General features: G+C 42.9%; 26 protein-coding genes, 1 tRNA gene and 1 other RNA gene. 24 read left to right on the forward strand and 4 right to left on the reverse strand.

What is annotated here, in order from left to right; translation table 11 throughout:
• The first annotated feature begins 4 nt into the window (after positions 1-4).
• The 6 genes from C8R30_RS00370 (at position 5) to C8R30_RS00395 (ending at position 5,559) form a co-directional block, all read left to right on the forward strand.
• Entirely contained in the window at positions 5-670 is a 666-nt protein-coding gene (locus tag C8R30_RS00370) for an NADH:ubiquinone reductase (Na(+)-transporting) subunit D (protein WP_107783634.1), read from the forward strand.
• Complete coding sequence (nqrE, locus tag C8R30_RS00375; protein ID WP_107783635.1) at positions 670-1,278, forward strand: NADH:ubiquinone reductase (Na(+)-transporting) subunit E; 609 nt, start codon at positions 670-672, stop codon at positions 1,276-1,278. The genes C8R30_RS00370 and nqrE overlap by 1 nt, the downstream gene beginning before the upstream one ends.
• 13 nt (positions 1,279-1,291) lie before the next feature.
• Positions 1,292-2,512 carry an NADH:ubiquinone reductase (Na(+)-transporting) subunit F gene (nqrF, locus tag C8R30_RS00380; protein WP_107783636.1) on the forward strand — a complete coding sequence of 407 codons (1,221 nt, stop codon included), beginning with the start codon at positions 1,292-1,294 and terminating at the stop codon, positions 2,510-2,512.
• Positions 2,513-2,533: 21 nt separating this feature from the next.
• Positions 2,534-3,790, forward strand: coding sequence for an FAD:protein FMN transferase (locus tag C8R30_RS00385; RefSeq protein WP_181257775.1), 1,257 nt, complete (start codon positions 2,534-2,536; stop codon positions 3,788-3,790).
• A gap of 376 nt (positions 3,791-4,166) precedes the next feature.
• A complete protein-coding gene (gene cheY, locus C8R30_RS00390; protein WP_090665941.1) occupies positions 4,167-4,568 on the forward strand; it encodes a chemotaxis response regulator CheY in 402 nt (133 codons plus the stop codon).
• A gap of 301 nt (positions 4,569-4,869) precedes the next feature.
• Entirely contained in the window at positions 4,870-5,559 is a 690-nt protein-coding gene (locus C8R30_RS00395) for a VIT1/CCC1 transporter family protein (RefSeq protein ID WP_107789259.1), read from the forward strand.
• 9 nt (positions 5,560-5,568) lie between these two features.
• Here the strand turns inward: C8R30_RS00395 and C8R30_RS00400 are convergent, their stop codons facing one another.
• The gene (locus tag C8R30_RS00400) at positions 5,569-7,002 is read right to left on the reverse strand and encodes a dihydrolipoyl dehydrogenase (RefSeq protein ID WP_107783638.1); all 1,434 of its coding nucleotides are present in this window, start codon (positions 7,000-7,002) and stop codon (positions 5,569-5,571) included.
• A 167-nt stretch (positions 7,003-7,169) separates the two neighbouring features.
• On the opposite strand from C8R30_RS00400, the gene C8R30_RS00405 reads away from it, so the two are divergent.
• From C8R30_RS00405 to ssrS, 3 genes are all read left to right on the forward strand, one after another.
• A complete protein-coding gene (locus C8R30_RS00405) occupies positions 7,170-7,373 on the forward strand; it encodes a hypothetical protein (protein WP_219908803.1) in 204 nt (67 codons plus the stop codon).
• A 1-nt stretch (position 7,374) separates the two neighbouring features.
• The gene (locus tag C8R30_RS00410; RefSeq protein WP_090665948.1) at positions 7,375-7,677 is read left to right on the forward strand and encodes a cell division protein ZapA; all 303 of its coding nucleotides are present in this window, start codon (positions 7,375-7,377) and stop codon (positions 7,675-7,677) included.
• 48 nt (positions 7,678-7,725) lie between these two features.
• A non-coding RNA gene (ssrS, locus tag C8R30_RS00415) (6S RNA) lies at positions 7,726-7,904 on the forward strand.
• A 142-nt stretch (positions 7,905-8,046) separates the two neighbouring features.
• Here ssrS and ptsP read toward each other — a convergent pair.
• From ptsP to C8R30_RS00430, 3 genes are read right to left on the reverse strand one after another with little or no spacing between them, the layout of a single operon-like run.
• Entirely contained in the window at positions 8,047-9,774 is a 1,728-nt protein-coding gene (gene ptsP, locus C8R30_RS00420) for a phosphoenolpyruvate--protein phosphotransferase (protein WP_090665950.1), read from the reverse strand.
• Entirely contained in the window at positions 9,771-10,040 is a 270-nt protein-coding gene (locus C8R30_RS00425) for an HPr family phosphocarrier protein (protein ID WP_090665952.1), read from the reverse strand. The genes ptsP and C8R30_RS00425 overlap by 4 nt, the downstream gene beginning before the upstream one ends.
• A 1-nt stretch (position 10,041) precedes the next feature.
• Complete coding sequence (locus C8R30_RS00430; protein WP_107783640.1) at positions 10,042-10,434, reverse strand: PTS sugar transporter subunit IIA; 393 nt, start codon at positions 10,432-10,434, stop codon at positions 10,042-10,044.
• 412 nt (positions 10,435-10,846) lie between these two features.
• Here C8R30_RS00430 and C8R30_RS00435 point away from each other — a divergent pair, with 412 nt between their 5' ends.
• The 15 genes from C8R30_RS00435 to nuoK all read left to right on the forward strand — a co-directional run bounded on the left by C8R30_RS00435 (position 10,847) and on the right by nuoK (position 23,059).
• On the forward strand, positions 10,847-11,767 hold the full coding sequence (locus C8R30_RS00435) for a sulfotransferase domain-containing protein (RefSeq protein WP_090665956.1): 921 nt from the start codon (positions 10,847-10,849) through the stop codon (positions 11,765-11,767).
• Between the two features lie 324 nt (positions 11,768-12,091).
• The gene (tpiA, locus tag C8R30_RS00440) at positions 12,092-12,847 is read left to right on the forward strand and encodes a triose-phosphate isomerase (protein WP_090665958.1); all 756 of its coding nucleotides are present in this window, start codon (positions 12,092-12,094) and stop codon (positions 12,845-12,847) included.
• Between the two features lie 17 nt (positions 12,848-12,864).
• Positions 12,865-13,242 carry a preprotein translocase subunit SecG gene (gene secG / locus C8R30_RS00445; RefSeq protein WP_090665959.1) on the forward strand — a complete coding sequence of 126 codons (378 nt, stop codon included), beginning with the start codon at positions 12,865-12,867 and terminating at the stop codon, positions 13,240-13,242.
• A 36-nt stretch (positions 13,243-13,278) separates the two neighbouring features.
• Positions 13,279-13,363 (forward strand) — tRNA-Leu (locus C8R30_RS00450).
• 68 nt (positions 13,364-13,431) lie between these two features.
• On the forward strand, positions 13,432-13,788 hold the full coding sequence (locus tag C8R30_RS00455; protein ID WP_090666141.1) for an NADH-quinone oxidoreductase subunit A: 357 nt from the start codon (positions 13,432-13,434) through the stop codon (positions 13,786-13,788).
• 1 nt (position 13,789) lies between these two features.
• On the forward strand, positions 13,790-14,263 hold the full coding sequence (locus C8R30_RS00460) for a NuoB/complex I 20 kDa subunit family protein (protein WP_090665961.1): 474 nt from the start codon (positions 13,790-13,792) through the stop codon (positions 14,261-14,263).
• 10 nt (positions 14,264-14,273) lie between these two features.
• Positions 14,274-14,900, forward strand: coding sequence for an NADH-quinone oxidoreductase subunit C (locus C8R30_RS00465; protein WP_090665962.1), 627 nt, complete (start codon positions 14,274-14,276; stop codon positions 14,898-14,900).
• 46 nt (positions 14,901-14,946) lie between these two features.
• The gene (locus tag C8R30_RS00470) at positions 14,947-16,200 is read left to right on the forward strand and encodes an NADH-quinone oxidoreductase subunit D (RefSeq protein ID WP_090665964.1); all 1,254 of its coding nucleotides are present in this window, start codon (positions 14,947-14,949) and stop codon (positions 16,198-16,200) included.
• A gap of 14 nt (positions 16,201-16,214) precedes the next feature.
• Entirely contained in the window at positions 16,215-16,691 is a 477-nt protein-coding gene (nuoE, locus tag C8R30_RS00475) for an NADH-quinone oxidoreductase subunit NuoE (RefSeq protein ID WP_090665966.1), read from the forward strand.
• Entirely contained in the window at positions 16,688-17,965 is a 1,278-nt protein-coding gene (nuoF, locus tag C8R30_RS00480; RefSeq protein WP_107789260.1) for an NADH-quinone oxidoreductase subunit NuoF, read from the forward strand. Before nuoE ends, nuoF begins: the two co-directional genes overlap by 4 nt.
• Before the next feature lie 58 nt (positions 17,966-18,023).
• Complete coding sequence (nuoG, locus tag C8R30_RS00485; protein ID WP_090665969.1) at positions 18,024-20,435, forward strand: NADH-quinone oxidoreductase subunit NuoG; 2,412 nt, start codon at positions 18,024-18,026, stop codon at positions 20,433-20,435.
• Between the two features lie 22 nt (positions 20,436-20,457).
• The gene (gene nuoH, locus C8R30_RS00490) at positions 20,458-21,558 is read left to right on the forward strand and encodes an NADH-quinone oxidoreductase subunit NuoH (RefSeq protein ID WP_090665971.1); all 1,101 of its coding nucleotides are present in this window, start codon (positions 20,458-20,460) and stop codon (positions 21,556-21,558) included.
• Between the two features lie 12 nt (positions 21,559-21,570).
• On the forward strand, positions 21,571-22,059 hold the full coding sequence (gene nuoI / locus C8R30_RS00495; protein WP_090665973.1) for an NADH-quinone oxidoreductase subunit NuoI: 489 nt from the start codon (positions 21,571-21,573) through the stop codon (positions 22,057-22,059).
• 19 nt (positions 22,060-22,078) lie between these two features.
• Complete coding sequence (locus tag C8R30_RS00500; RefSeq protein WP_090665975.1) at positions 22,079-22,684, forward strand: NADH-quinone oxidoreductase subunit J; 606 nt, start codon at positions 22,079-22,081, stop codon at positions 22,682-22,684.
• A gap of 69 nt (positions 22,685-22,753) precedes the next feature.
• Complete coding sequence (nuoK, locus tag C8R30_RS00505; RefSeq protein WP_090665977.1) at positions 22,754-23,059, forward strand: NADH-quinone oxidoreductase subunit NuoK; 306 nt, start codon at positions 22,754-22,756, stop codon at positions 23,057-23,059.
• Positions 23,060-23,101 lie beyond the last annotated feature (42 nt).

Raw genomic sequence — 23,101 nt, forward strand, 5'->3', positions numbered from 1 at the left:
CAGTATGGCTTATCCGGTTCGCAAGATTCTATTTTCACCTGTCGTCGATAATAATCCAATCATATTGCAAGTTTTAGGCATCTGTTCTGCGCTCGCGGTGACAAGTAAATTGTCGACCGCAATCACGATGTGTATCGCATTAACATTGGTTGTTGCTTGTTCCAGTGCAGTAATTAGCATGATCCGTCACCATATACCTGCGAATATCCGGATCATTGTGCAGATGACGATTATTGCTTCCCTGGTAATCGTCGTTGATCAGTTTCTACGCGCCTTTGCCTATGAAATCAGTAAACAATTGTCAGTATTCGTTGGATTGATCATCACTAACTGTATCGTGATGGGACGTGCTGAAGCATTCGCTATGAAAAATCCACCGTTACCCAGTTTTCTCGATGGTTTGGGTAATGGTCTCGGTTTTAGCGCTATTTTGTTAATAGTAGGCACGATCCGTGAGCTCTTTGGTTCTGGCACCTTACTGGGCTATACCATGTTGCCGCTCGCCAAGGATGGTGGCTGGTATGTGCCTAATGGCTTGCTGTTGTTGCCGCCGAGTGCATTTTTCCTGATTGGGCTCATCATTTGGGTTGTACGTTCATGGAAAAGAACACAAGTCGAAAAAGCCGAATATCGTATCCAAACGATGCGACAGCATAGTGAGGTTGCCTGATGGAAGCACTGGTCAACCTTTTTATCACTGCAGTTTTTGTTGAAAATCTCGCACTTTCCTTTTTTTTGGGAATGTGTACTTTTCTGGCGATTTCAAAAAAAATTGAAACTGCATTTGGTTTGGGCATTGCGGTTATCGTGGTTCAGACATTGACTGTTCCACTCAATAATTTGATTTATCGTTACTTGTTGCGTGATGGTGCGCTCGACTGGGCAGGGCTTTCCAATGTTGATCTTAGCTTTCTGGGTTTTGTGAGTTACATTGGCGTCATTGCTGCCATGGTACAAATTCTCGAAATGTTCTTAGACCGCTTCGTGCCTGCTCTTTATAACGCTCTCGGTATATTTCTGCCGCTGATTACCGTTAATTGTGCCATTCTAGGGGGGACGCTTTTCATGGTGGAACGGGATTATACGTTCGCCGAGAGTGTTACCTATGGACTCGGTTCAGGGTTTGGCTGGGCGCTTGCTATTACGGCTATGGCAGGCGTACGAGAGAAACTCAAGTATTCGGATGTACCCGATGGTTTGCAAGGACTGGGTATTACTTTTATCAGTGCTGGACTGATGGCTTTAGGTTTCATGGCTTTTTCCGGTATTCGGCTATGAACGATATCTTGCTATGCTAGAGATTGCGCTAGGCGTCTTTTTTTTTACGTCCATCGTTATTGCGCTGGTTTTCCTGATTTTATGGGCACGTTCGGTGCTTCAGATACAGGGAAACGTCAAGATCGTTGTCAATGATAAACGTACTATCGAAACACCAGCAGGTGGAAAATTACTCGGTACGCTTGCCAATGCAGGCATATTCGTAAGCTCTCCTTGTGGAGGCAGTGGGACATGCGGGCAATGCCGAGTAAAAATTTTCGAAGGAGGAGGGGCAATTCTCCCTACGGAAACATCGCATATCAACAAACGCGACGCACGAGCTGGCTATCGCTTATCTTGTCAAGTTGCTGTAAAACAGGATTTGAAGATTGCTGTCCCCGAGGAAGTATTTGGTGTCAAGAAATGGGCATGTAAGGTGCGCTCAAATCATAATGTCGCTACCTTTATTAAAGAACTCATTTTGGAACTTCCTCCTGGAGAAAACGTAGAATTTCGTGCGGGAGGTTATATCCAAATAGAGTGTCCCCCTCATCGATGTGCTTTCAAGGATTTCGATATTGAAGAGCGCTTTCGCAAAGATTGGGACCGCTTCAATCTTTGGCAATATGTCTCGGAAAGCAAGGAAGCTGTAATACGTGCCTACTCTATGGCAAACTATCCGGAAGAACGGGGCATCATTATGTTGAATGTTCGTATAGCTACACCGCCTCCTAAAACCGAAGGAATACCGCCTGGTCAGGGTTCATCATATATTTTTGCTCTTAAGCCTGGCGACCAAGTCAATATCATGGGACCATTTGGTGAATTTTATGCACGTGAAACTGACAACGAAATGATTTTCATTGGCGGCGGGGCAGGTATGGCGCCAATGCGTTCACATATTTTCGATCAATTATGCCGGCTTAAAAGCAAGCGTAAAATTTCATTCTGGTATGGGGCACGTTCTAAGAATGAAATGTTCTATGTAGAAGATTTCGATAAGCTGGCACAAGAAAACGATAATTTCAAATGGTATGTCGCTTTGTCCGAGCCTTTACCTGAAGATAACTGGGAAGGTTATACAGGGTTTATCCATGAAGTATTATACGAGGAATACTTGAAAAATCATCCGGCGCCAGAAGATTGTGAGTATTATTTGTGCGGGCCACCAATGATGATACAGTCGGTTATCAAAATGCTGGTGGATCTCGGGGTTGAGCAGGAGAATATTCTGTTTGACGACTTTGGGGGTTAAACGTCAATCATATTAATTGACATGTCTACGCTATCTACTTCATCAACACGTGTAGTAATCATAGTGTTGTTTGTTTTCTTTTTCGCTGTAATTACTTTTAGTTTTCTTGTCAGCCGTTCTTCGCTTGTTTTGACCGAGTTATCGGGAAATACGATGGGAACACGCTACACGGTAAAATACCGTGATGCGCCAGATGCATCTTCTTCTCAAATCATACATGCTGAAATTGAACGCCAACTGGTGGAGACCAACCGGGTCATGTCAACTTATGATCCTGATTCAGAATTGTCGCTTCTCAATCGTGCTGAGACAACCGATTGGCTGTTGGTTTCTAAATCACTTTACAGCGTCATCGAGACAGCAAAAGAGATCAGCCGACAAAGCCAGGGTGCTTTCGATGTCACGATAGGGCCTTTAGTCAATCTATGGGGGTTTGGGCCGGAGAGTCGGCCCAAAAGGCTTCCGGATCAAGCCAAGATCGATGCTGTGCTTGCACGAACCGGTTATAACAAACTTGAGTTGCATGAAACGAACTCAGCCGTACGTAAATTACGTTCCGACCTATACGTTGATCTTTCCGGGATCGCTAAGGGGTATGCAGTCGATCAAATTGCGGTAATACTTGAGCGACATGGCATTGAACATTATATGATTGAAATTGGGGGAGAAATCCGTGCAAATGGTAAGAATGCTCAAGGAATCCCTTGGCAAATCGGGATTGAATCGCCTCAATCATTGAATTATTCGGTACAAAAGATTATACCGGTCAAAAATACTGCCCTCGCTACTTCCGGTAATTATCGAAATTATTTCTCGATCGATGGTAAGCAATATATGCATATCATTGATCCGGTAACAGGCTGGCCAGTCGAAAATCATTTGGCCTCGGTGACTGTGATGGCAGAAACTTGCATGTTGGCTGATGCATGGGCAACTGCGTTGCTGGTTATGGGGCTTGAACGTGGTATACGCCTTGCCGAACAGCTTGGGTTGTCCGCATTATTTATCGTGAGTCGGAATGGTGCTTTTGTAGAGCGTGCAACGAGTCATTTTGAGTCTAAGAGCAGCCAAACTTTTTTGGCTACCTTTTTAGCAAGTTTTTTGGTCATGGCTATCGCTGTTGGAGCTATGGCGGCTGGTACTTTGATGGGACGCAAACCGCTTGCTGGAAGCTGTGGTGGATTAGGGCGTTTTGGATTGGAGTGTGATGCAGGTTGTCAAAAATCTTGCGCAAACTCAACTTCGCATATAGTTTCTCTGGATAAACCAGAAAAATGAGTAACGGATATATGAATATATAAAATCTTTATAATACCTAGGGTCCTAGATTCATCTCCATACAGAAAAACGATCAATTATGCTGCGCAGAATTTTCATGAAAGGTGATTATTAATTGAAAATTTAAGCAAAAAGCTATTTACAATAAACATACTACTGAGCTGTTCACGGTTATACCTACAAAAGGTAGCCAAATACCGTTCTTCTTAAAGAATAAACGCATTAAACTTTTATCAACATTGACCGATAACCATGATAAGAGCCTGAGCACTCTTACGAGATAATTTAATTGAGCTGATTCGGCGGGATTGATTTGACTCTTAAGAAGCTAGATATCGGTGCATGGCTGGAATAAAAACATGGAGATAAGTCGATAATGTTAGATAAGGATTTGAAATTTCTCGTAGTGGACGATTTTTCTACGATGAGAAGAATTGTGTGTAATTTTCTGAAAGAGTTAGGTTTTTGCAATGTGGAAGAAGCAGAAGATGGTGCATCCGCACTCAAGAAGTTGCGTGAAGGTGGTTTTGATTTTATCGTTTCCGATTGGAATATGCCCAATATGGATGGATTGACCATGTTGCAGAGAGTTCGGGCAGACGATGAGTTAAAGGAAATACCTGTGCTTATGGTGACAGCTGAGGCTAAGAAGGAAAACATCCTTGCAGCAGTAAAAGCTGGCGCTAGTGGTTATATTGTAAAACCGTTTACTGCTGCAACATTGGGCGAGAAGTTGAGTAAGATTCTTCAGAATACGGCAAATAGCGTTTCAGCTTGAAGATATTTTCTATGTTTAACTTAAAGGCATAACACAGATATACCATTAGAATATTTTGTCACATATTTCTTTCTCCATTGAAAATGGTGAGTTAACGTTGTACTGTCATTTTTTTAAAATAGTTGTTGAAATATCATGAGCGAAATTCGGTACAGTTAACGATGTAAGTTATTCTCGCTAAAGAATTATTGTGAGTGTGAAATGGAAAGATCACAAGCATCATTATTGTGTTGTAGAGTCAGGCACCCCCCTAAAAGTCATTAATATCTATAATTAAGCTTACTTCTATCAGATTGAATGCATGAATCGTAATGAAGAGCACCGTTCGCATCGGACTGGCTGGCTTCGCGCAGCGGTGTTAGGTGCGAATGATGGCATCGTTTCTACGGCTAGCCTCATCATTGGTGTGGCTGCTGCCAATGCAGGACGTGAGGAAATTCTATTGGCAGGAGTGGCGGGTCTTGTTGCCGGAGCTATGTCAATGGCTGCAGGTGAGTATGTGTCGGTGAGTTCACAAGCTGATACCGAGAAGGCTGATATTGCGCTTGAGCAACGTCACCTTAGCGAAGATATTGGTTTTGAGTTCCAAGAATTAGTCGATATCTATGTGAGTAGAGGACTTCAGCCGGAATTGGCGAGAGAAGTAGCCAAGCAATTAATGACGCACGATGCTTTGGATGCGCATCTCAGGGACGAGTTGGGTATTTACGAGCGTATTCACGCACAACCACTGCAAGCTGCTCTGACATCGGCTGGAACGTTTACTTTGGGTGCCTCGATGCCTTTGATTGCTACTTTTATTGCACCGATCACGCAAATTATTTTAACTGTTTCGATTGTTTCGCTTTTTTCTTTAGCTATTTTGGGTGCGCTTGCAGCTTATTTAGGGGGCGCTAAGATACTCGTGGGATCGCTGCGGGTTATTTTTTGGGGAATACTCGCAATGGTGCTCACTGCAGCTGTTGGTAGCCTTTTCGGTGTTGTAGTTTAGTTATCTGTCTCAATCAAGTGCATCTGCATTGAATGCGCCACATGTAGCAAGATCGGATTCATTTCGTTCAGGTAATTGAGCTGCCAGGCTACGTAACGCTGTTCGCAATCCCTCTTCTAACACTGGGTGGTAGTAGGGCATGCGCAATAAATCCCACACGGTTAATGATTGATCAATTGCCAGGGCTAGTAAGTGAGCCATATGTTCACCAGCGGGCGCGCACATTTCTGCACCCAGTAATTGACCGCTCTTTGCTGTAGCGTAAACACGGATTATCCCTTTATTGCGCTGGGCCGCGCGAGCTCTCCCCTGGTTATCAAAATGCACTTCGCCTATTACGATTTCTCTGTCTTTGAGTAATTTAAAACGGCTACCTATCGTCGCGATACATGGGTCAGAAAAAACGATGTTTAGTGGCACTCTGCGTTTAAAACAAAAAATATTTTCTCGTGTAGCATTAAGTCCTGCAATATGGCCTTCGTCAGCAGCTTCATGCAGTATTGGTGAAAAATTATTAGCGTCGCCGACCAAAAATACGGGAAGATCAGCTATCTGTAATGTGGCCAAATTGACTGGCGGTAACCCGTGCTGATCAAGCGGAACGCCTAGTGTCTCGAGCCCCAGGTCATCGATATTAGGCCGTCGTCCAAGTGCAGCAAGTATGCCTTCTGCTACGATAGTGGTTGAGCCAGCATTGACGCTTAATCTATTATCCTTGGATCCAAGTGCGAGATCTGCTTTTTCCCCTAGGTACAGCGGGAATTCTTGTGAGAGCAAGGTTACTGCCACTTGATTGACATAGGGGTCACTAAGCCCGCCGACCAGCTTGTGACTACCAAACCCGGTTACTTTAATGCCTAGACGTGAAAGTGCCTGGGCCAATTCTACGCCAATCGGCCCCATCCCAATGACTGCCAGACTCGAGGGAAGTTTTTCTTGTTCAAACAGATTATCTGTCGTCAATAAGGCTTTTCCTAATGTTTGCCAATTTGGGGGTACGATCGGACGGGAGCCAGTTGCTATAATAATTTTTTTTGCGCTCAATATTTGATTATTGATAAATACCTGGGTTGGACCCAGTAAGCGCGCTCGGCCTGAGATCGTTCTATTTGCTAGTGCTTCTGTCGTCTTAAGCGTGCTATTGACAAAATCATCACGAAGCTTACGGACACGTTGCATGACTTGGGTTATATCTACCGACAAGTGTTCTGCGCCGCGAATACCGAAAGCATCGAGTTTCGTATGGTAATGAAAAGCGTTGGCAGCCTCGATAAGTACCTTGGAAGGCATGCATCCGACGCGTGCGCATGTCGTGCCCCAGTAACCGTCATTAATCAAAATAAATCGTTCGGTTCGCTTTTTCACTTCACGCAGTGCGGATAACCCTGCGCTACCAGCACCGATGATAATGACATCTAGGATTTCACTGCTGTTACGGACCATAATCCATTTTATGTGATTTGGAGGATATGAATTTATTATTCTAACTGAGTTTACTCAATAGCTACGAATGCTAGATTTGTGTTTGCTAGCGTGGCAGCTTGCCATTTTAAAAGATAAGCAAATTAAGGAAAATTGATTATTGACTTTATTGTATTCGAAAAACTATAGTGGCTTCTATGGATAAAGAATTAATTTTACTTGAAGAAAAGATTGATCGGCTGATCACGTTGTACAGAGATACGCATGCAGAAAATATCAGGTTGCAACGACAATTGGCTGATGTAATTACAGCAAATAATCAGCTCACTGAAAAAATACAGATGGCCGCAAATCGCCTGCAGGTTCTTTTAAGTACCTTGCCTGAAAGCTAAAATGAGCAGTGAGAAGTCGATTACCGTTAAAATTCTAGGGTGTGAATTTTCCATGAGCTGTACTAAAGAGGAGCGGGAAGGCTTGTTGTATGCTGTATCTTATTTAGATCAAAAAATACAGCACATAAAAAATGAGGGAAAAATAGTAGGCAACGAGCAAATTGCAATCGTTGCCGCCCTTCAAATTGCCCATGAGTTACTTACTTTGCGGTCGGTCGAAAGTTTTGACATGAGTGAATTTAAGCGTAGAATTAAGATAATCGAAAGCAAATTAGATGAGCTGTTACCAAGAAAAGAGAGTTAATAGCTTATTAGCACTTTTCATAGCGCTCATGAATGGAGCAATATAGATTATTCCCTGCGGTGTTTGTTAAGGCTCATACTCTTTGAACCAACTCTAAGTAACGGGTTGTAAACTAAAGCGATGCTGTTGAGCGCTTCTCATCGAAGAAGAGCCTGATGCATACGGTGAGCAACCACCTTGAACCACTAGGTTCAAGATGACAGCCTGACGGCATTTGCGGGGAAACTGATTTGGATATCATCAATAGAGTTAATAATTGCCACATTCAATTACATGCCTACTAGGGCTTAAACCAATTAGGCATAAAAATCGACTGTAAATGGGTGTAAGTTCATGGATAATTTGCACAGAATATGGACCCCACTCCATTTAACTATTCAACTTCGCTAGTAGTCCATGAATTTTTTCTGCTTCCTCGGATTTAAGCATTTTTTGTGTAATAGGCAAGATATTGGGTAGGTAGCTTTTCAAAATTTCTTGCTTAACAGTCAAAATTTGGGCGGGATACATGGAAAATTGCCGTAAACCTAAACCCAGTAATAATCGGGTATATCGAATATCACCAGCTATCTCACCACAAACAGAGACAGGCATACCGGCACGATTTGCGGCATGAATAACATGTGCAAGTAACCAGAGTATGGAAGGGTGTAGGGGATCATATAGGTGGGCAACTGCATCATCGGCGCGATCTATGGCGAGTGTATACTGGATTAAATCGTTTGTGCCAATAGAGAGGAAATCCAGTTTACGCATGAACATTTCCACACTCAGTGCCGCGGCAGGAATCTCGATCATCCCACCTATTTTGACCTTCTGGCCAAAAGGTACATTGTTATCTGATAAGCTTTGCTTTGCGCGTTCGATCAGTTGTAAGGTCTGATTGAGTTCATAATCATTGCAGAGCATAGGAATCAGGATGCGAATTTCGCCATGAACTGATGCTCTTAATATGGCGCGTAATTGAGTAAGAAACATTGCTTGCTCCACCAGGCTTAGCCGGATTGCGCGAAGCCCTAGAGCTGGATTGACAGTAGAATGATTACCAATTTTATGATTTTTATCTGCACCAAGATCAAAGGTGCGGATTGTGACTGGAAGTCCGCGCATATTCTGAGCGACACTTGAATAGGCATCATACTGCTCCTCTTCGTCAGGTAAGTCATCGCGATTGAGAAATAAAAATTCGCTTCTAAACAATCCTATTCCTGTTGCGCCACTTTCTTTGACTTGTTCCACATCTTGAGGTAGCTCTATATTGGCATGGATTTCTATAAGTGTTCCATCAAGTGTTTTAGTTGGTATTGATCGTATACGCTTAAGCTTGCGCTTTTCTAGGTCAAGCTGATTTTGCTTTAAGCGATACTCTGTCAGGATATATTTATCCGGATTAATTATGACAATCCCTTGCCCGCCATCTACAATCAAGTTGTCGTTATTGTAGATAAGTTGACGTGCATGCTGCATCGCTACTATCGAAGGGATGTTCAAGCTGCGTGCCACGATTGCGGTGTGTGAGGTAATTCCACCCAAATCGATCAAAAAGGCTGCGAATTGATGTTGCTTATACTGCATTACATCCGCAGGACTCAAATCATGTGCGACCAATATACTATTGCCATCGTGTTTGGAAGGAGGAGGGATATAGCCTGGATGCCCCAGCAAAACTTTTAGAACTCGCTCGACAACCTGGATAACATCCGTTTTACGTTCCCTTAGATAAGCATCCTCAATTTCTTCAAATTGAGCGAGCAAAACTTCCATTTGTTGTGTCACGGCCCACTCTGCGTTGCATTGAGTTTGGGCGATGCAATCGACAGCGGCTAATCCAAGCGTCGGATCATCTAGAATCATGTGGTGCAATTCGAGAAATGCGTTGAATTCCGCAAATGTCGGACCTTGATTTGCCGTGGATTGAAGCTTCTCAAGCTCCTTGCGTACTATTGTAAAAGCATTATTTAGCCGAACAATTTCTTTGTCTATTTGAGTCTTGGGGATTAAGTAATGTGGGACATCAAGCGCGGCAGGCGATGCAAGGTGTGCGTGACCTATTGCGATGCCTTCGGAAGCACCTACGCCATGCAAGATAAAACTCATTCACCTTCTCCGAAGTGATCATTAATCAAGGTTGTTAGTGCCTGTAAGGCTTCAAATTCATCAATGCCGGCTACTTCTATCTCGATGATTGACCCTTTGTTCGCGGCTAGTGTCATTACACCCATAATACTTTTTGCATTGACTTTACGTCCATTGCGTGTAAGCCATACTTCACTTTGGAATTGATTCGCCAATCGCGTGAGCTTGGCTGAAGCGCGGGCATGTAAACCAAGTTTGTTAATGATAGTCACTTCTTTAGTAAGCATTTTAGTACTCAGGAAGGATACGCGCGATTCCATCTCTTGCTCCAGTAAGGGCTTTTTCTAACATGGTGGAAAGCGGTTCGTGTCGATAACTTATGGCGCGGACTAACATCGGCAAGTTCATACCCGCTAGGCATTCTACTCTGCCGGATTGCGTTAACTGCCGAGCAATGTTACAGGGGGTGGCGCCAATAATGTCTGTCATGATCAAAACGCCATCGCCTTGATCAAGCTCCTCTATCAAACTTTTGGCTTTAATGATAATGGCGTCGGGATCATCATGAATCGAGATCCCTTGATTTATTAATAAGGGCGGTTCTTCCCCAAAGATATGGGTGGCGCATTGCGCTAAACTGTTCCCTAGCTCATCATGAGAGATAATCAGAATTCCAACCATTTGTTTTATTCTTATTATTCAATTCAATTCTAATGTAAACGCAAATTTTATCATTGTCTGAGCGCAGACACTCAAATTTGCATTCGAGTTGTATCGATCGGAGGCATACAAAGGTTCGTAGTTAAAGCATCAATAAATCGCTGAAATACCTCACTACACAAGCGATCCAATAGAATCAGAGCTAGTAGCGGGTAGCTGATACCCATGCGGATAGGGGCGGTGAATAGACGACGTGATCAGTGAGAATGTTCAATTTTAAATTACGAAACTTTGAGTAGGATAGCAATTGCTTTCAGATTGGGATTACAATTAGGCGGCAGCTAAAAATGTATTTTTGCAATAGCCATTATGTCTAAAATATTTCTTGATTGATTCCATCACTTTTTAACATTCAAAATAGAAGAGCCTATCGATGTCGTCTTTACCTCAACGCACGCATATTTACCAAAATCATCATTTCGATAGCACGCGCTGGGATTATTTCGAGCCGCGAAGTGATGATATCGTCATCGCAACTTCGTATAAAGCGGGTACCACATGGACTCAGGCAATAGTTGCGCATCTTCTCTTTCAAGATGGGAAATTTCCAGCGCCACCGGCAGAGATGTCGCCATGGCTTGATATGAGGATTGTTCCCTTGGAAGTGGTATTAAATAAATTGAAGGCCCAGCAACATCGGCGGTTTATTAAGACGCATCTTCCTCTCGATGGATTACCCTATAACGAAAATACAAAATATCTTTACATTGCCCGTGATGCTCGTGATGTTTTTATGTCTCTATGGAATCACTATACAAGCATGAAAGATGAAATGTTCATGCTCATGAATATGCTGGTTGGTCGTGTTGGTGACGAACTCCCGTATCCGCCAGAAGATATTCACATTTTTTGGCGGAATTGGATAACCCGTGGGGCATTCGAGTGGGAGGCGGATGGTTGGCCTTATTGGTCGCACCTTTCTAATGTCCAATCATGGTGGAATTATCGCCATCTTCCTAATATTCAATTATTTCATTATGGAGATATGCTCGAGGATACAGAGCGAGAAGTACGCCGCATAGCAGCATTTTTAGAGATTGATGTGCCTGAAAATACTTGGCCGGATATCATTAAGGCCATATCGTTTGATGAGATGAAGTGTAAAGGAGAATTGTATGCGCCGGGTGGAGGTCAATTCTGGAAAGGCGGAGCAAAGACATTTCTTTATAAAGGCACCAATGGGCGTTGGCGCGATATCTTATCTGCTGAAGAGTTGAGGCTTTACGAAGCGGCGTGCGAGCGTGCGCTGACCCCTGATTGTCGCAGATGGCTCGAGCATGGCGGGCCGAATTGATTTATTATCATCTTCCTTATTTATATGCCTTTTGGTTTGTTTTTCATCGCCAGTAGTCAACTGATTTTTTGAGGCAGTAGGTATATTACCTAAAATACAACTATTTATAGTTTAAGTACTATTAAAGTATTTTGAGTTTATCAAGTATTTTTTAAGTGTAGAAATAAATTGTCCTAACGATTTTATGCTGTATCAAATCAAAATCAATATACGAATTTATATTGTCAACAGGGTGGGTACGCTTAAAACACAGTTTGTCAAGAGATTGACGTGGTGTGCATTCACGGGTAGCATCCCCTGTTCTGATATTTAAGGAAAAAGAGGATGCGCACAAAGTTAGTTGTCGGTAACTGGAAAATGAACGGTAATTTGGATCAGAACCAGGCGTTACTTAACGCGGTAGTTGCCGGAACAAGAGAATTACAGAATGTTAAATGTGCGGTTTGCCCACCTTATCCTTATTTGGCAGAAGTGCAGCGTACTTTAGAGAATACCCATATATTGTGGGGCGCTCAGAACGTAAGTCAATTTGATTTGGGCGCTTATACGGGAGAAGTGGCAGCGGAAATGCTGCTAGATTTTTCTTGCCATTATGTGATTGTTGGCCATTCTGAGAGACGAAGTTTGTTCGGTGAAGATAATCATACGGTCGCGGAGAAATTCAAGAAAGTACAGGATAAAGGACTTACTCCCATTTTGTGCGTTGGTGAGACTTTGGCGCAGCGTGAAATAGGTGAGACAGAGCGAATTATTGAAGAGCAACTTGATGCTGTGATTAAATTAGTAGGTGTTGATTCACTGGTTAAATCAGTTATCGCTTATGAACCTGTATGGGCCATCGGTACTGGAAAAACGGCTACGCCTTCGCAAGCACAGGGAGTACACTTATTCATACGTAACAAGATTGCTAAACAAAGTGAAACTACCGCTAATGGTATACAAATACTCTATGGTGGAAGCGTGAAATCGAATAACGCCGGTGAGTTGTTTTCTATGCCTGATATTGATGGAGGGTTGATAGGCGGCGCTTCATTAGTTGCGAGTGATTTTATCTCAATTTGTTTGGCTGCACAGCGTTGATTTTTATAGAGTAAAAAATGGAAACAGTAATCTGGTCGGTTCATTTGGTAGCAGCATTGGTTGTTATTGTATTGGTATTATTGCAACATGGTAAAGGCGCAGACGTGGGAGCTGCCTTTGGTAGCGGTTCGGCCGGGAGTTTATTTGGTGCCAGTGGTTCAGCAAATTTTTTAAGCCGCTCAACGGCTTTGGCAGCTACGGTATTTTTTATTACAAGTCTAACGCTGGCATATTTTTCTGGGGGTGAAAAAGAAAATGCGAGTGTAATGAAACGGTTTGAGTCTGAAGGAATGGTTGAAATGCAGGAAGGAAGTGCTTCAGCAGACGCAATACCGTCACCAGATGTACCCTTAAGAGAAGATTCCTCCTCGAAGGCAAAAGAGATACCTGAGTAAAGAATGATTTGCTGTGTTTGTCGACTAAAATCAATAGCCGATGTGGTGGAATTGGTAGACACGCCGTCTTGAGGGGGCGGTAGCGAAAGCTGTGCGAGTTCGAGTCTCGCCATCGGCACCATCTCTTGTACACAAGATCGGTGACTAGACAAAAAATTAATTAATGAGAAAAACAAAATGCTAGATACGATGTTGGGTAACTATTTTCCAATTTTGCTTTTTATATTAATCGGATTGGCGGTAGGCGTATTATCCATGTTGGCAGGCTGGATGTTTGCACCCAATCGACCTGATAGTGAAAAGCTATCTTCCTACGAATGTGGATTTGAAGCCTTTGAAGATGCGCGGATAAAATTTGATGTGCGCTATTATCTGGTAGCTATCTTATTTATTTTGTTTGATCTGGAAATAGCATTTCTTTTTCCTTGGGCCGTCGTATTAAATGAAATCGGCTTGTTTGGTTTTACTGCTATGTTGGTGTTCCTTGGAATACTGATTGTAGGGTTTGTCTACGAATGGAAAAAGGGTGCCTTGGAGTGGGATTGATATGATGGAAGGTACAGCTGACAAAGGTTTTGTAACAACAACGCTCGATTCTGTAATTAACTGGGGGCGTACGGGGTCGATGTGGCCAATGACTTTTGGGTTGGCTTGTTGTGCAGTTGAAATGATGCAGACAGGCGCATCTCGTTATGATTTGGACCGTTTTGGAATCGTGTTTCGCCCAAGCCCTCGGCAATCCGATGTGATGATAGTTGCGGGAACGCTCTGTAATAAAATGGCACCCGCTTTGCGTAAAGTCTATGATCAAATGGCAGAGCCACGCTGGGTAATTTCAATGGGTTCATGTGCTAACGGAGGCGGATATTATCATTATTCTTACTCCGTGGTTCGTGGATGCGATCGAATTGTGCCGGTCGATATTTATGTGCCAGGATGCCCCCCAACCGCCGAAGCATTACTTTATGGAATTATTCAGCTTCAGAATAAAATTAAAAGAACAAATACTATTGCACGCTAGACCTTAAATTATGTCGACTAGTCGTTATGAGAAGCTGTCATTAGCCTTGCGGGATGTGCTCGGTAGTAAGTTGATTCATTTGGGTCAACATTTGAAAGAAATAACTATTGTAGTGCAATCGCAAGATTTGCTTGATGTGTCAGAAGTGTTACATGATCATCCCGATTTGAGTTTTGATATGCTCATTGATTTGTGCGGCGTTGATTATGCTAGCTATACCCGTGATTCTTTTGCTGGAGAAGGGCGTCAGAATAGACGTTTCGCAGTAGTTTATCACTTATTGTCGACTACCCTTAATCATCGGCTACGATTAAGAGTATTTATCGATGACGATGAGTTTCCAATGGTGGATTCAGTCATGGGCATATGGCCTTCCGCTAATTGGTTTGAGCGAGAGGCATTTGATCTATATGGCATCATTTTTTCCAATCACCCAGATCTAAGAAGAATCCTCACCGATTACGGTTTTATTGGAAACCCCTTTCGTAAGGATTTTCCCTTATCTGGTTTTGTAGAAATGCGCTATGACGCTGATCAGAAAAGAGTGATTTACCAACCTATTACAATTGAGCCTCGAGAGATAACTCCCTATGTTGTCCGTGAGGATCACTATGGCGATGACAGTAAGGTTGATTGAGCGTGAAGTCGGAACATACTTTTATTGGAGTTAGGATTGCTTAGATATGGCTGAAATACGTAATTACACCATGAATTTTGGCCCTCAACATCCTGCTGCGCACGGTGTATTGCGATTAGTAATGGAGTTAGATGGTGAAGTGATAAGACGGGCAGATCCACATATTGGATTGCTTCATCGTGCCACAGAAAAATTAGCCGAAAGTAAGACATATATTCAATCGGTGCCTTACATGGATCGGTTGGATTATGTTTCCATGATGGTAAATGAGCATGCTTATGTAATGGCGATTGAACGATTATTAGAGATCGAGGTGCCTTTGCGTGCTCAATATATTCGCGTGATGTTTGATGAAATAACGAGGATATTAAATCATCTACTTTGGTTAGGTGCGCATGCTTTAGATGTTGGTGCCATGACAGTGTTTCTCTATGCGTTCCGTGATAGAGAAGATTTGATGGATTGCTATGAAGCGGTATCTGGCGCCCGAATGCATGCTGCATATTATCGCCCCGGTGGTGTATATCGAGACTTGCCTGATACGATGCCTCAATACCAGGTATCGCGCATTCACGATGAAAAGGAAACAAAGAAGCGCAATGAGAATCGCCAAGGATCATTACTTGATTTTATCGAAGACTTTACTTTGCGTTTTCCAAAATATATCGATGAGTATGAAACACTGCTGACAGATAATCGAATCTGGAAACAGCGATTGGTGGATATCGGTGTTGTTTCACCAGAACGTGCGTTGGCGCTAGGATTTACCGGGCCGATGCTACGAGGATCTGGGGTAGAATGGGATCTACGTAAAAAGCAACCCTATGAGGTTTATGATCTACTCGAATTTGATATTCCTGTTGGCGTAAATGGGGATTGTTACGATCGCTACTTGGTGCGGATTGAAGAAATGCGCCAATCCAATCGTATCATCAAGCAATGTATCGAATGGTTACGTAACAATCCAGGCCCAGTCATCGTAGATAATCATAAGGTTGCACCGCCTTCTCGCGTGGCGATGAAGCAAAATATGGAAGAGCTGATCCATCACTTCAAATTGTTCACTGAAGGTATTCATGTGCCGCCTGGGGAAGTTTATGCTGCGGTTGAGCATCCCAAAGGGGAGTTTGGAATCTATATTATTTCTGATGGCGCTAACAAACCCTACCGACTGAAAATTCGTGCACCAGGCTTTGCACATTTAGCGGCTCTAGATGAAATGTCACGTGGTCATATGATAGCCGATTTGGTGGCAATTATTGGTACGCAAGATATCGTTTTTGGTGAAATTGACAGATAAATAAATAAAAAGAAATGTTAAGTACTGAATCCTTGGAAAAGATCAATCGAGAGATTGAAAAGTATCCTGCTGATCAGAAGCAATCGGCAGTTATGTCTGCTCTTGCCATAGCGCAAGATGAGAAAGGTTGGCTTGCTACTGAGACCATGGATTTTATTGCCAAATACTTAGGTATGCCAGCTATCGCAGTATATGAAGTGGCGACATTTTATAACATGTACAATCTGAAGCCGATTGGGAAGTACAAAATTACAGTTTGTACCAACCTGCCTTGTGCGTTATCGGGTGGAAATGATGCCGCAGCTTATTTAAAGCAAAAACTCGGTATTGGATTCAACGAAACTACTGAAGATGGATTGTTCACCTTGAAAGAAGGGGAATGTATGGGCGCATGCGGAGATGCCCCTGTTTTATTGGTAAATAACAAGCAAATGTGTAGTTTCATGTCCAATGATCAAATAGATCAATTGTTGGAGGAATTGCGTAAATGACACAGTCTGTTCAGGTGATAATGGCTGGTGTGGATCCTGCTGATCCTGATAACTGGAAATTAAAAAGCTATCTTGAGCGTGATGGCTATAAGGCGCTCAAGAAAATCATTGCCAACAAAATACCTCCTGAAGATATTATCGAAGAGGTAAAAAAATCTGCGTTGCGCGGTCGTGGGGGTGCAGGTTTCCCAACTGGATTAAAGTGGAGTTTCATGCCTCGTCAATATGAGGGTGATAAGTATCTTGTTTGTAATTCAGATGAAGGAGAGCCTGGAACATTCAAAGATCGCGACATCATGCGCTACAACCCGCATATATTGATTGAGGGGATGTTGATCGCGGCCTATGCCATGGGCGTTAAAACAGGCTACAACTATGTTCATGGTGAGATTTGGGAAACCTATGAACGTATGGAGGATGCTGTTGAGGAGGCTCGCTCAGCAGGATTTCTTGGGAGTAACATTCTAGGTTCTAATTTTAGCTTCCAACTCTATAATCACCATGGTTATGGCGCATATATCTGTGGTGAAGAGACAGCTTTGCTCGAATCGATAGAAGGTAAAAAGGGTCAACCTCGTTTTAAGCCACCTTTTCCTGCAAATTATGGCCTTTATGGGAAGCCAACCACGATCAATAATACTGAAACTTTTGCATCCGTTCCTTGGATTATCCGGCATGGGGGAGAAAAATATCTGCAACTGGGAAAACCCAATAACGGAGGTACAAAAATATTTTCAGTGTCCGGCCACGTGAATAAGCCAGGAAACTATGAAGTACCATTAGGTATACCTTTTGCAGAATTATTGGAAATGGCTGGAGGGATGCGTGGAGGCAGGAAATTGAAGGGATGCATTCCCGGAGGGTCTTCAATGCCGGTTCTGCCAGGCGATGTAATGATGCAAACCGATATGGATTATGATTCGATAGCTAAAGCTGGATCGATGTTAGGCTCAGGGGCTGTGATCGTCATGGACGATACGACGTGCATGGTAAGGGCATTGGAGCGTCTTTCCTATTTTTATTTTGAAGAATCATGTGGGCAATGTACGCCATGTCGAGAAGGTACAGGTTGGCTTTATCGCATTATTCATCGTATTGAAAATGGGAAAGGAAGATCTGAAGATTTGGATTTGCTCGATAACCTAGCCGATAATATTCAAGGGCGCACGATATGTGCGCTGGGTGATGCAGCAGCGATGCCGGTGCGTGCGATGCTTCAGCATTTTCGAGATGAATTTGTGTATCACATTGAGCATAAGAAATGCATGGTGTGACATTCAGTAAGATTACGTGATAATTTTTACATATGGTTAATCCGAGAGTTTGTAATCGATGATCAATATCGAAATCAATGGTAAGCAAGTAGCTGTACCTAAAGGGGGTACAGTAATGGATGGCGCAAGACAACTCGGAATATATATTCCTCATTTTTGTTACCACAAAAAATTGTCTATTGCCGCGAATTGTCGTATGTGTCTGGTGCAAGTAGAAAAAGCGCCTAAACCTCTGCCTGCGTGTGCAACGCCTGCTACAGAAGGAATGAAGGTCTTTACCCATTCCCAACAAGCGGTGACTGCGCAGAAGGGTGTCATGGAGTTCTTGCTGATCAATCACCCATTAGACTGTCCGATTTGCGACCAAGGCGGCGAGTGTCAATTACAAGATCTGGCGGTTGGTTATGGCGCCAGTGAATCGCGGTATCAAGAAGAAAAGCGTGTCGTTACCAATAAAAATCTTGGTCCATTAATTTCAACAGATATGACGCGCTGCATCCACTGCACGCGCTGTGTACGCTTCGGCCAGGAAATCGCTGGTATTATGGAACTCGGAATGGCGGGTCGTGGTGAACATTCCGAAATCTTGTCTTTCGTAGGTAAAACAGTTGACTCGGAGTTATCGGGTAATGTCATTGATCTTTGTCCTGTGGGCGCACTGGTCAGCAAACCTTTTCGTTACTCAGCGCGAACCTGGGAGTTATCACGCAGAAGATCGATTAGCCCACATTGTGGACTGGGAAGCAATCTAGTTGTCCAAGTAAAGCAAAACAAGGTAATGAGAGTTTTGCCACGAGAAAATGAAGAAATCAATGAATGTTGGCTTTCAGATAAAGATCGTTTCTCATACGAAGGGCTCAATTCGGAAGATCGATTGACCACGCCCATGATTAAGCGTGATGGTCAATGGTATCCATGCAATTGGCAGGAGGCTTTGACGTTTACGGTTGAAGGTTTGAAGTCGACGATCGAAAAATATGGTGCAAATAGCATCGGTGCTTTAGGTTCAGCACATAGTACATTGGAAGAGCTTTATTTATTGCAAAAGCTGATACGGGCTCTGGGTAGCAGCAATATTGATCACCGCATACGTCAGTGTGATTTTAGAATAGATAATAATTTGCAAGGTATACCGTGGTTAGGAATCAATATTGCTGAAATTCCAAAATTAAGATCAATCTTGGTGATCGGTAGTACTTTGCGCAAGGATCATCCTTTACTCGCCCATCGTTTCCGCCAGGCGGTTAAGAACGGTGCACAATTCAGCATCGTGAATCCGGTAGACGATGATTTATTGATGAAAGTTGCTCACCGCGCGATTGTAGCACCTGCGGACATGGTGAATATGTTGGTACAGATTCTTGGTGCGATTATAGAATCGAAATCAAGTAATGAGATTCCGGCAGACATCAAACATGTATTAGCAGATGTCAAAATATCAGAAAAAGCACGGGAAATCGCCGCTAGCATGTGCGTAGATAATGCCGCTGCAGTTTTCTTGGGCAATATATCGCAACATCACCCCCATTATGCGGATATCTTTACGATCGCTTCAGCGATTGCCAAGATAACAGGCGCAAGCTTTGGTATTCTTGGTGAAGCGGCAAATAGCGTTGGCGCCTACCTTGCTGGAGTATTGCCAAGCCGCGGTGTATTAGGGATGGAAATCGAGAGCGAAAAGCTGTCCTCACAGCTTAATGCAATACAAATGCTAGGTCATCGTTCAGACGATAATGTAAACGCATGTCGCGCCTTTGTGCTCATGAATCTTGAGCCGGAATTAGATGCTTATAACCCGCAACAAGCAATGAGCGCCATTAATGGTGCAGATTTTGTTGTTGCATTATCTGCTTATAAAGGCAATGTAGCTAATTATGCTGACGTGATTTTGCCTATAGCTCCATTTACTGAGACATCAGGTACATTTGTAAATACGGAAGGACGTGTACAAAGTTTTAATGGTGTGGTTTCGCCATTAGGCGAAACGCGTCCTGCCTGGAAAGTTTTGCGAGTACTTGGTAATTTGTTTCAGTTAGATGGGTTTGATTATGAAACTTCAGAGCAGATTCGCGCACAAGTTATTCCAAGTGAAGAAGCAATCACAAGATATCTTAACAACGACTTAAAAGACTATCGCGTAAATATCCCTGAAGCAGTCATGGCTAGTGATTTGCAGCGCATTGGAGAAATTCCTATTTATCAGGCAGACCCCATAGTGCGCCGAGCCGAATCCCTGCAGTTGACTCGCGATGCGGCTTCTCCCAAAGCATGGTTTTCTCCTGCCATGCTGGAAAAACTTAACATCAGCGTTGGCGAAATAATTAGAGTAAAGCAAGAAAATGGAGAAGCTCAATTAGAAGCTGCATGTGACGAGGCACTACCATTACATTGCCTCCGGGTAGCGAGTGCGCATCCGCAAACATCAAGTTTGGGTGCGATGTTTGGGGAAATTTCTGTAGAAAAATTATAAAAAACACGAGTGAGATTTGTTGATGGATGATACACAACAACTGTTTGAACAGATGTTTGGTGCCGAGTGGGGCATGACTGCCTATTTATTGGCGAAGAATCTGTTCTTTATTTTTGCGATTGTCGTGCCATTGCTTCTAGCAGTTGCTTATCTTACTTTTGCTGAGCGTAAGATTATTGCATACATGCAAATTCGAGTAGGACCCAATCGAGTCACCTTCTTTGGAATTCCATGGTTGCGGGGCTGGGGGCAACCTATTGCGGATGCAGTCAAAGCGATCATGAAGGAGATTATTATTCCGACTGGCGCTAATAAATTTCTTTTCTTACTTGCGCCAGTTATTACGATCGCGCCTGCGTTAGCTGCCTGGGCAGTAGTACCCTTTTCTCCTGAATTAGTTCTCGCCGATATCAATGCGGGGTTACTTTATATTTTAGCCATGACATCTTTAGGTGTTTATGGAGTGATCATCGCTGGCTGGGCATCTAATTCGAAATATGCTTTTTTAGGATCGATGCGATCCGCCGCACAAGTTGTATCATATGAACTAGCAATGGGTTTTGCGCTAGTTTGTGTATTAATGATGTCAGAAAGTTTAAATTTAGGGGATATTGTTAAGGGACAACAAGGCGATAGTTTTCTGAATTGGTACCTGATTCCTTTATTTCCGATGTTTTTAGTATATTTTATCTCTGGCGTAGCTGAAACAAATCGTGCACCATTCGATGTTGCAGAAGGTGAGTCTGAGATTGTTGCAGGGTTTCATGTTGATTATTCTGGGATGGCATTTACGGTATTTTTCTTGGCAGAATATGCCAACATGATATTAGTCGCAACACTTACGAGCATCATGTTTCTCGGAGGATGGCTTCCACCCTTGAACATGGCCCCGTTTACTTTAGTACCAGGGATCGTATGGCTATTATTAAAAATAGCATTTATGTTATTTTTCTTTTTGTGGTTCCGCGCTACTTTCCCTCGCTATCGTTACGATCAAATTATGCGCCTAGGATGGAAGATATTTATCCCAATAACTTTGGTGTGGATTGTCTTGTTAGGTGGGTTGATGCAACTCCCAGAATCTATCAAGGTAACATTCCCGCTAAATCTATGGTTTAACTAAAGGGGGAGAGAAATGGAACGCATTAAACAATTTTTTAAATCCTTTTTATTATTTGAATTACTAAAAGGAATGAAAGTGACGGGGCGTTATCTATTCGCGCCCAAGATTACGGTCCACTATCCAGAAGAGAAAACGCCTCAATCGCCCCGTTTTCGGGGCTTGCATGCGCTACGACGTTACCCAAATGGAGAAGAGCGTTGTATTGCCTGTAAATTATGTGAGGCGGTATGTCCAGCATTGGCGATTACTATTGAATCTGAACAGCGCGAAGACGGCACGCGGCGAACGACACGCTACGATATCGACATGATTAAGTGCATTTTTTGTGGTTTTTGTGAAGAGGCTTGCCCGGTAGACGCTATTGTTGAAACACGCGTACTCGAGTATCACGGTGAGAGGCGTGGTGATTTAACCTATACGAAAGAAATGCTCCTAGCCGTTGGTGATCGGTATGAGGAACAAATTGCTAAAGATCGAGAGGCCGATGCGCCTTACCGATAAATAAACTCATTAGAAGATCATGATATTTCAGGATTTTATTTTTTATACTTTTTCCGGAATACTGATAATGTCGGCACTCGGCGTAATCACTCTCCGTAATCCAGTGTATGCCGCTTTATTATTGGTGCTTGCTTTTTTTACTTCCGCTGGAATATGGCTGCTTTTAGAAGCTGAATTCCTTGCCATTACGCTAGTCTTGGTCTATGTTGGCGCCGTCATGGTTTTATTTCTCTTCGTAGTTATGATGCTGGATATTAACCTTGAGCGATTACGGGAAGGTTTCTGGAAATGGTTTCCTTTCGGCGCTTTACTTGCAATCGTCCTGGCGATTCAGATGAGTATGGTATTAATGGGCAAGCAGTTTAATCTTGAAAATATGCCTGTGCCGGCTCCCCATGAAGCGGGCTATAGCAATACCAAAGAACTGGGACGCTTAATCTATACAGAGTATGTGTACGCATTTGAATTAGCGGCTGTCATTCTTTTGGTTGCCATGGTAGCTGCAATTGCACTCACATTACGCCATCGTACTGATAAAAAATCACCAAATCCATCAAAGCAAATTGCAGTAAAACGGAGTGATCGGATAAGAATAATTCCAATGCCGCCTGAAAATAAGGAATAAGGTTGTTTAAAAATCAGAAAAGTCAAATTCTTAATACACAAAGATAGTTTTATATTAGAGGGTGGTTAATTGATATCGTTATCCCATTATCTCGTACTTGGCGCAATTTTGTTTGCGATAGGTGTGGTTGGCATTTTTCTCAATCGAAAAAATGTGATCATACTGTTGATGTCTATCGAACTGATGTTATTGGCGGTAAATATGAATTTCGTCGCTTTTTCTCATTTCCTCCAAGACACGGCAGGACAGATATTTGTTTTTTTTATTCTTACCGTCGCTGCAGCAGAAGCCGCCATAGGGCTCGCTATTCTGGTCGTGCTGTTTCGTAATTTACGCACTATTAATGTCGACGATCTGGATGAGCTTAAAGGTTGATAAGTATCTTACGGCGGAAACTGATTAATAACTAATAATTAA

Source organism: Nitrosomonas nitrosa (genome assembly GCF_003051105.1).
In the GTDB taxonomy this organism is placed as follows: Bacteria; Pseudomonadota; Gammaproteobacteria; order Burkholderiales; family Nitrosomonadaceae; genus Nitrosomonas; species Nitrosomonas nitrosa.

Bases quoted from the DNA above. Each gene is read 5' to 3' on its own strand.
- C8R30_RS00370 (WP_107783634.1), top strand. From the start codon at position 5: ATGGCTTATCCGGTTCGCAAGATTCTATTTTCACCTGTCGTCGATAAT.
- nqrE (WP_107783635.1), top strand. From the start codon at position 670: ATGGAAGCACTGGTCAACCTTTTTATCACTGCAGTTTTTGTTGAAAAT.
- nqrF (WP_107783636.1), top strand. From the start codon at position 1,292: ATGCTAGAGATTGCGCTAGGCGTCTTTTTTTTTACGTCCATCGTTATT.
- C8R30_RS00385 (WP_181257775.1), top strand. From the start codon at position 2,534: ATGTCTACGCTATCTACTTCATCAACACGTGTAGTAATCATAGTGTTG.
- cheY (WP_090665941.1), top strand. From the start codon at position 4,167: ATGTTAGATAAGGATTTGAAATTTCTCGTAGTGGACGATTTTTCTACG.
- C8R30_RS00395 (WP_107789259.1), top strand. From the start codon at position 4,870: ATGAATCGTAATGAAGAGCACCGTTCGCATCGGACTGGCTGGCTTCGC.
- C8R30_RS00400 (WP_107783638.1), bottom strand. From the start codon at position 7,002: ATGGTCCGTAACAGCAGTGAAATCCTAGATGTCATTATCATCGGTGCT.
- C8R30_RS00410 (WP_090665948.1), top strand. From the start codon at position 7,375: ATGAGCAGTGAGAAGTCGATTACCGTTAAAATTCTAGGGTGTGAATTT.
- ptsP (WP_090665950.1), bottom strand. From the start codon at position 9,774: ATGAGTTTTATCTTGCATGGCGTAGGTGCTTCCGAAGGCATCGCAATA.
- C8R30_RS00425 (WP_090665952.1), bottom strand. From the start codon at position 10,040: ATGCTTACTAAAGAAGTGACTATCATTAACAAACTTGGTTTACATGCC.
- C8R30_RS00430 (WP_107783640.1), bottom strand. From the start codon at position 10,434: ATGGTTGGAATTCTGATTATCTCTCATGATGAGCTAGGGAACAGTTTA.
- C8R30_RS00435 (WP_090665956.1), top strand. From the start codon at position 10,847: ATGTCGTCTTTACCTCAACGCACGCATATTTACCAAAATCATCATTTC.
- tpiA (WP_090665958.1), top strand. From the start codon at position 12,092: ATGCGCACAAAGTTAGTTGTCGGTAACTGGAAAATGAACGGTAATTTG.
- secG (WP_090665959.1), top strand. From the start codon at position 12,865: ATGGAAACAGTAATCTGGTCGGTTCATTTGGTAGCAGCATTGGTTGTT.
- C8R30_RS00455 (WP_090666141.1), top strand. From the start codon at position 13,432: ATGTTGGGTAACTATTTTCCAATTTTGCTTTTTATATTAATCGGATTG.
- C8R30_RS00460 (WP_090665961.1), top strand. From the start codon at position 13,790: ATGATGGAAGGTACAGCTGACAAAGGTTTTGTAACAACAACGCTCGAT.
- C8R30_RS00465 (WP_090665962.1), top strand. From the start codon at position 14,274: ATGTCGACTAGTCGTTATGAGAAGCTGTCATTAGCCTTGCGGGATGTG.
- C8R30_RS00470 (WP_090665964.1), top strand. From the start codon at position 14,947: ATGGCTGAAATACGTAATTACACCATGAATTTTGGCCCTCAACATCCT.
- nuoE (WP_090665966.1), top strand. From the start codon at position 16,215: ATGTTAAGTACTGAATCCTTGGAAAAGATCAATCGAGAGATTGAAAAG.
- nuoF (WP_107789260.1), top strand. From the start codon at position 16,688: ATGACACAGTCTGTTCAGGTGATAATGGCTGGTGTGGATCCTGCTGAT.
- nuoG (WP_090665969.1), top strand. From the start codon at position 18,024: ATGATCAATATCGAAATCAATGGTAAGCAAGTAGCTGTACCTAAAGGG.
- nuoH (WP_090665971.1), top strand. From the start codon at position 20,458: ATGGATGATACACAACAACTGTTTGAACAGATGTTTGGTGCCGAGTGG.
- nuoI (WP_090665973.1), top strand. From the start codon at position 21,571: ATGGAACGCATTAAACAATTTTTTAAATCCTTTTTATTATTTGAATTA.
- C8R30_RS00500 (WP_090665975.1), top strand. From the start codon at position 22,079: ATGATATTTCAGGATTTTATTTTTTATACTTTTTCCGGAATACTGATA.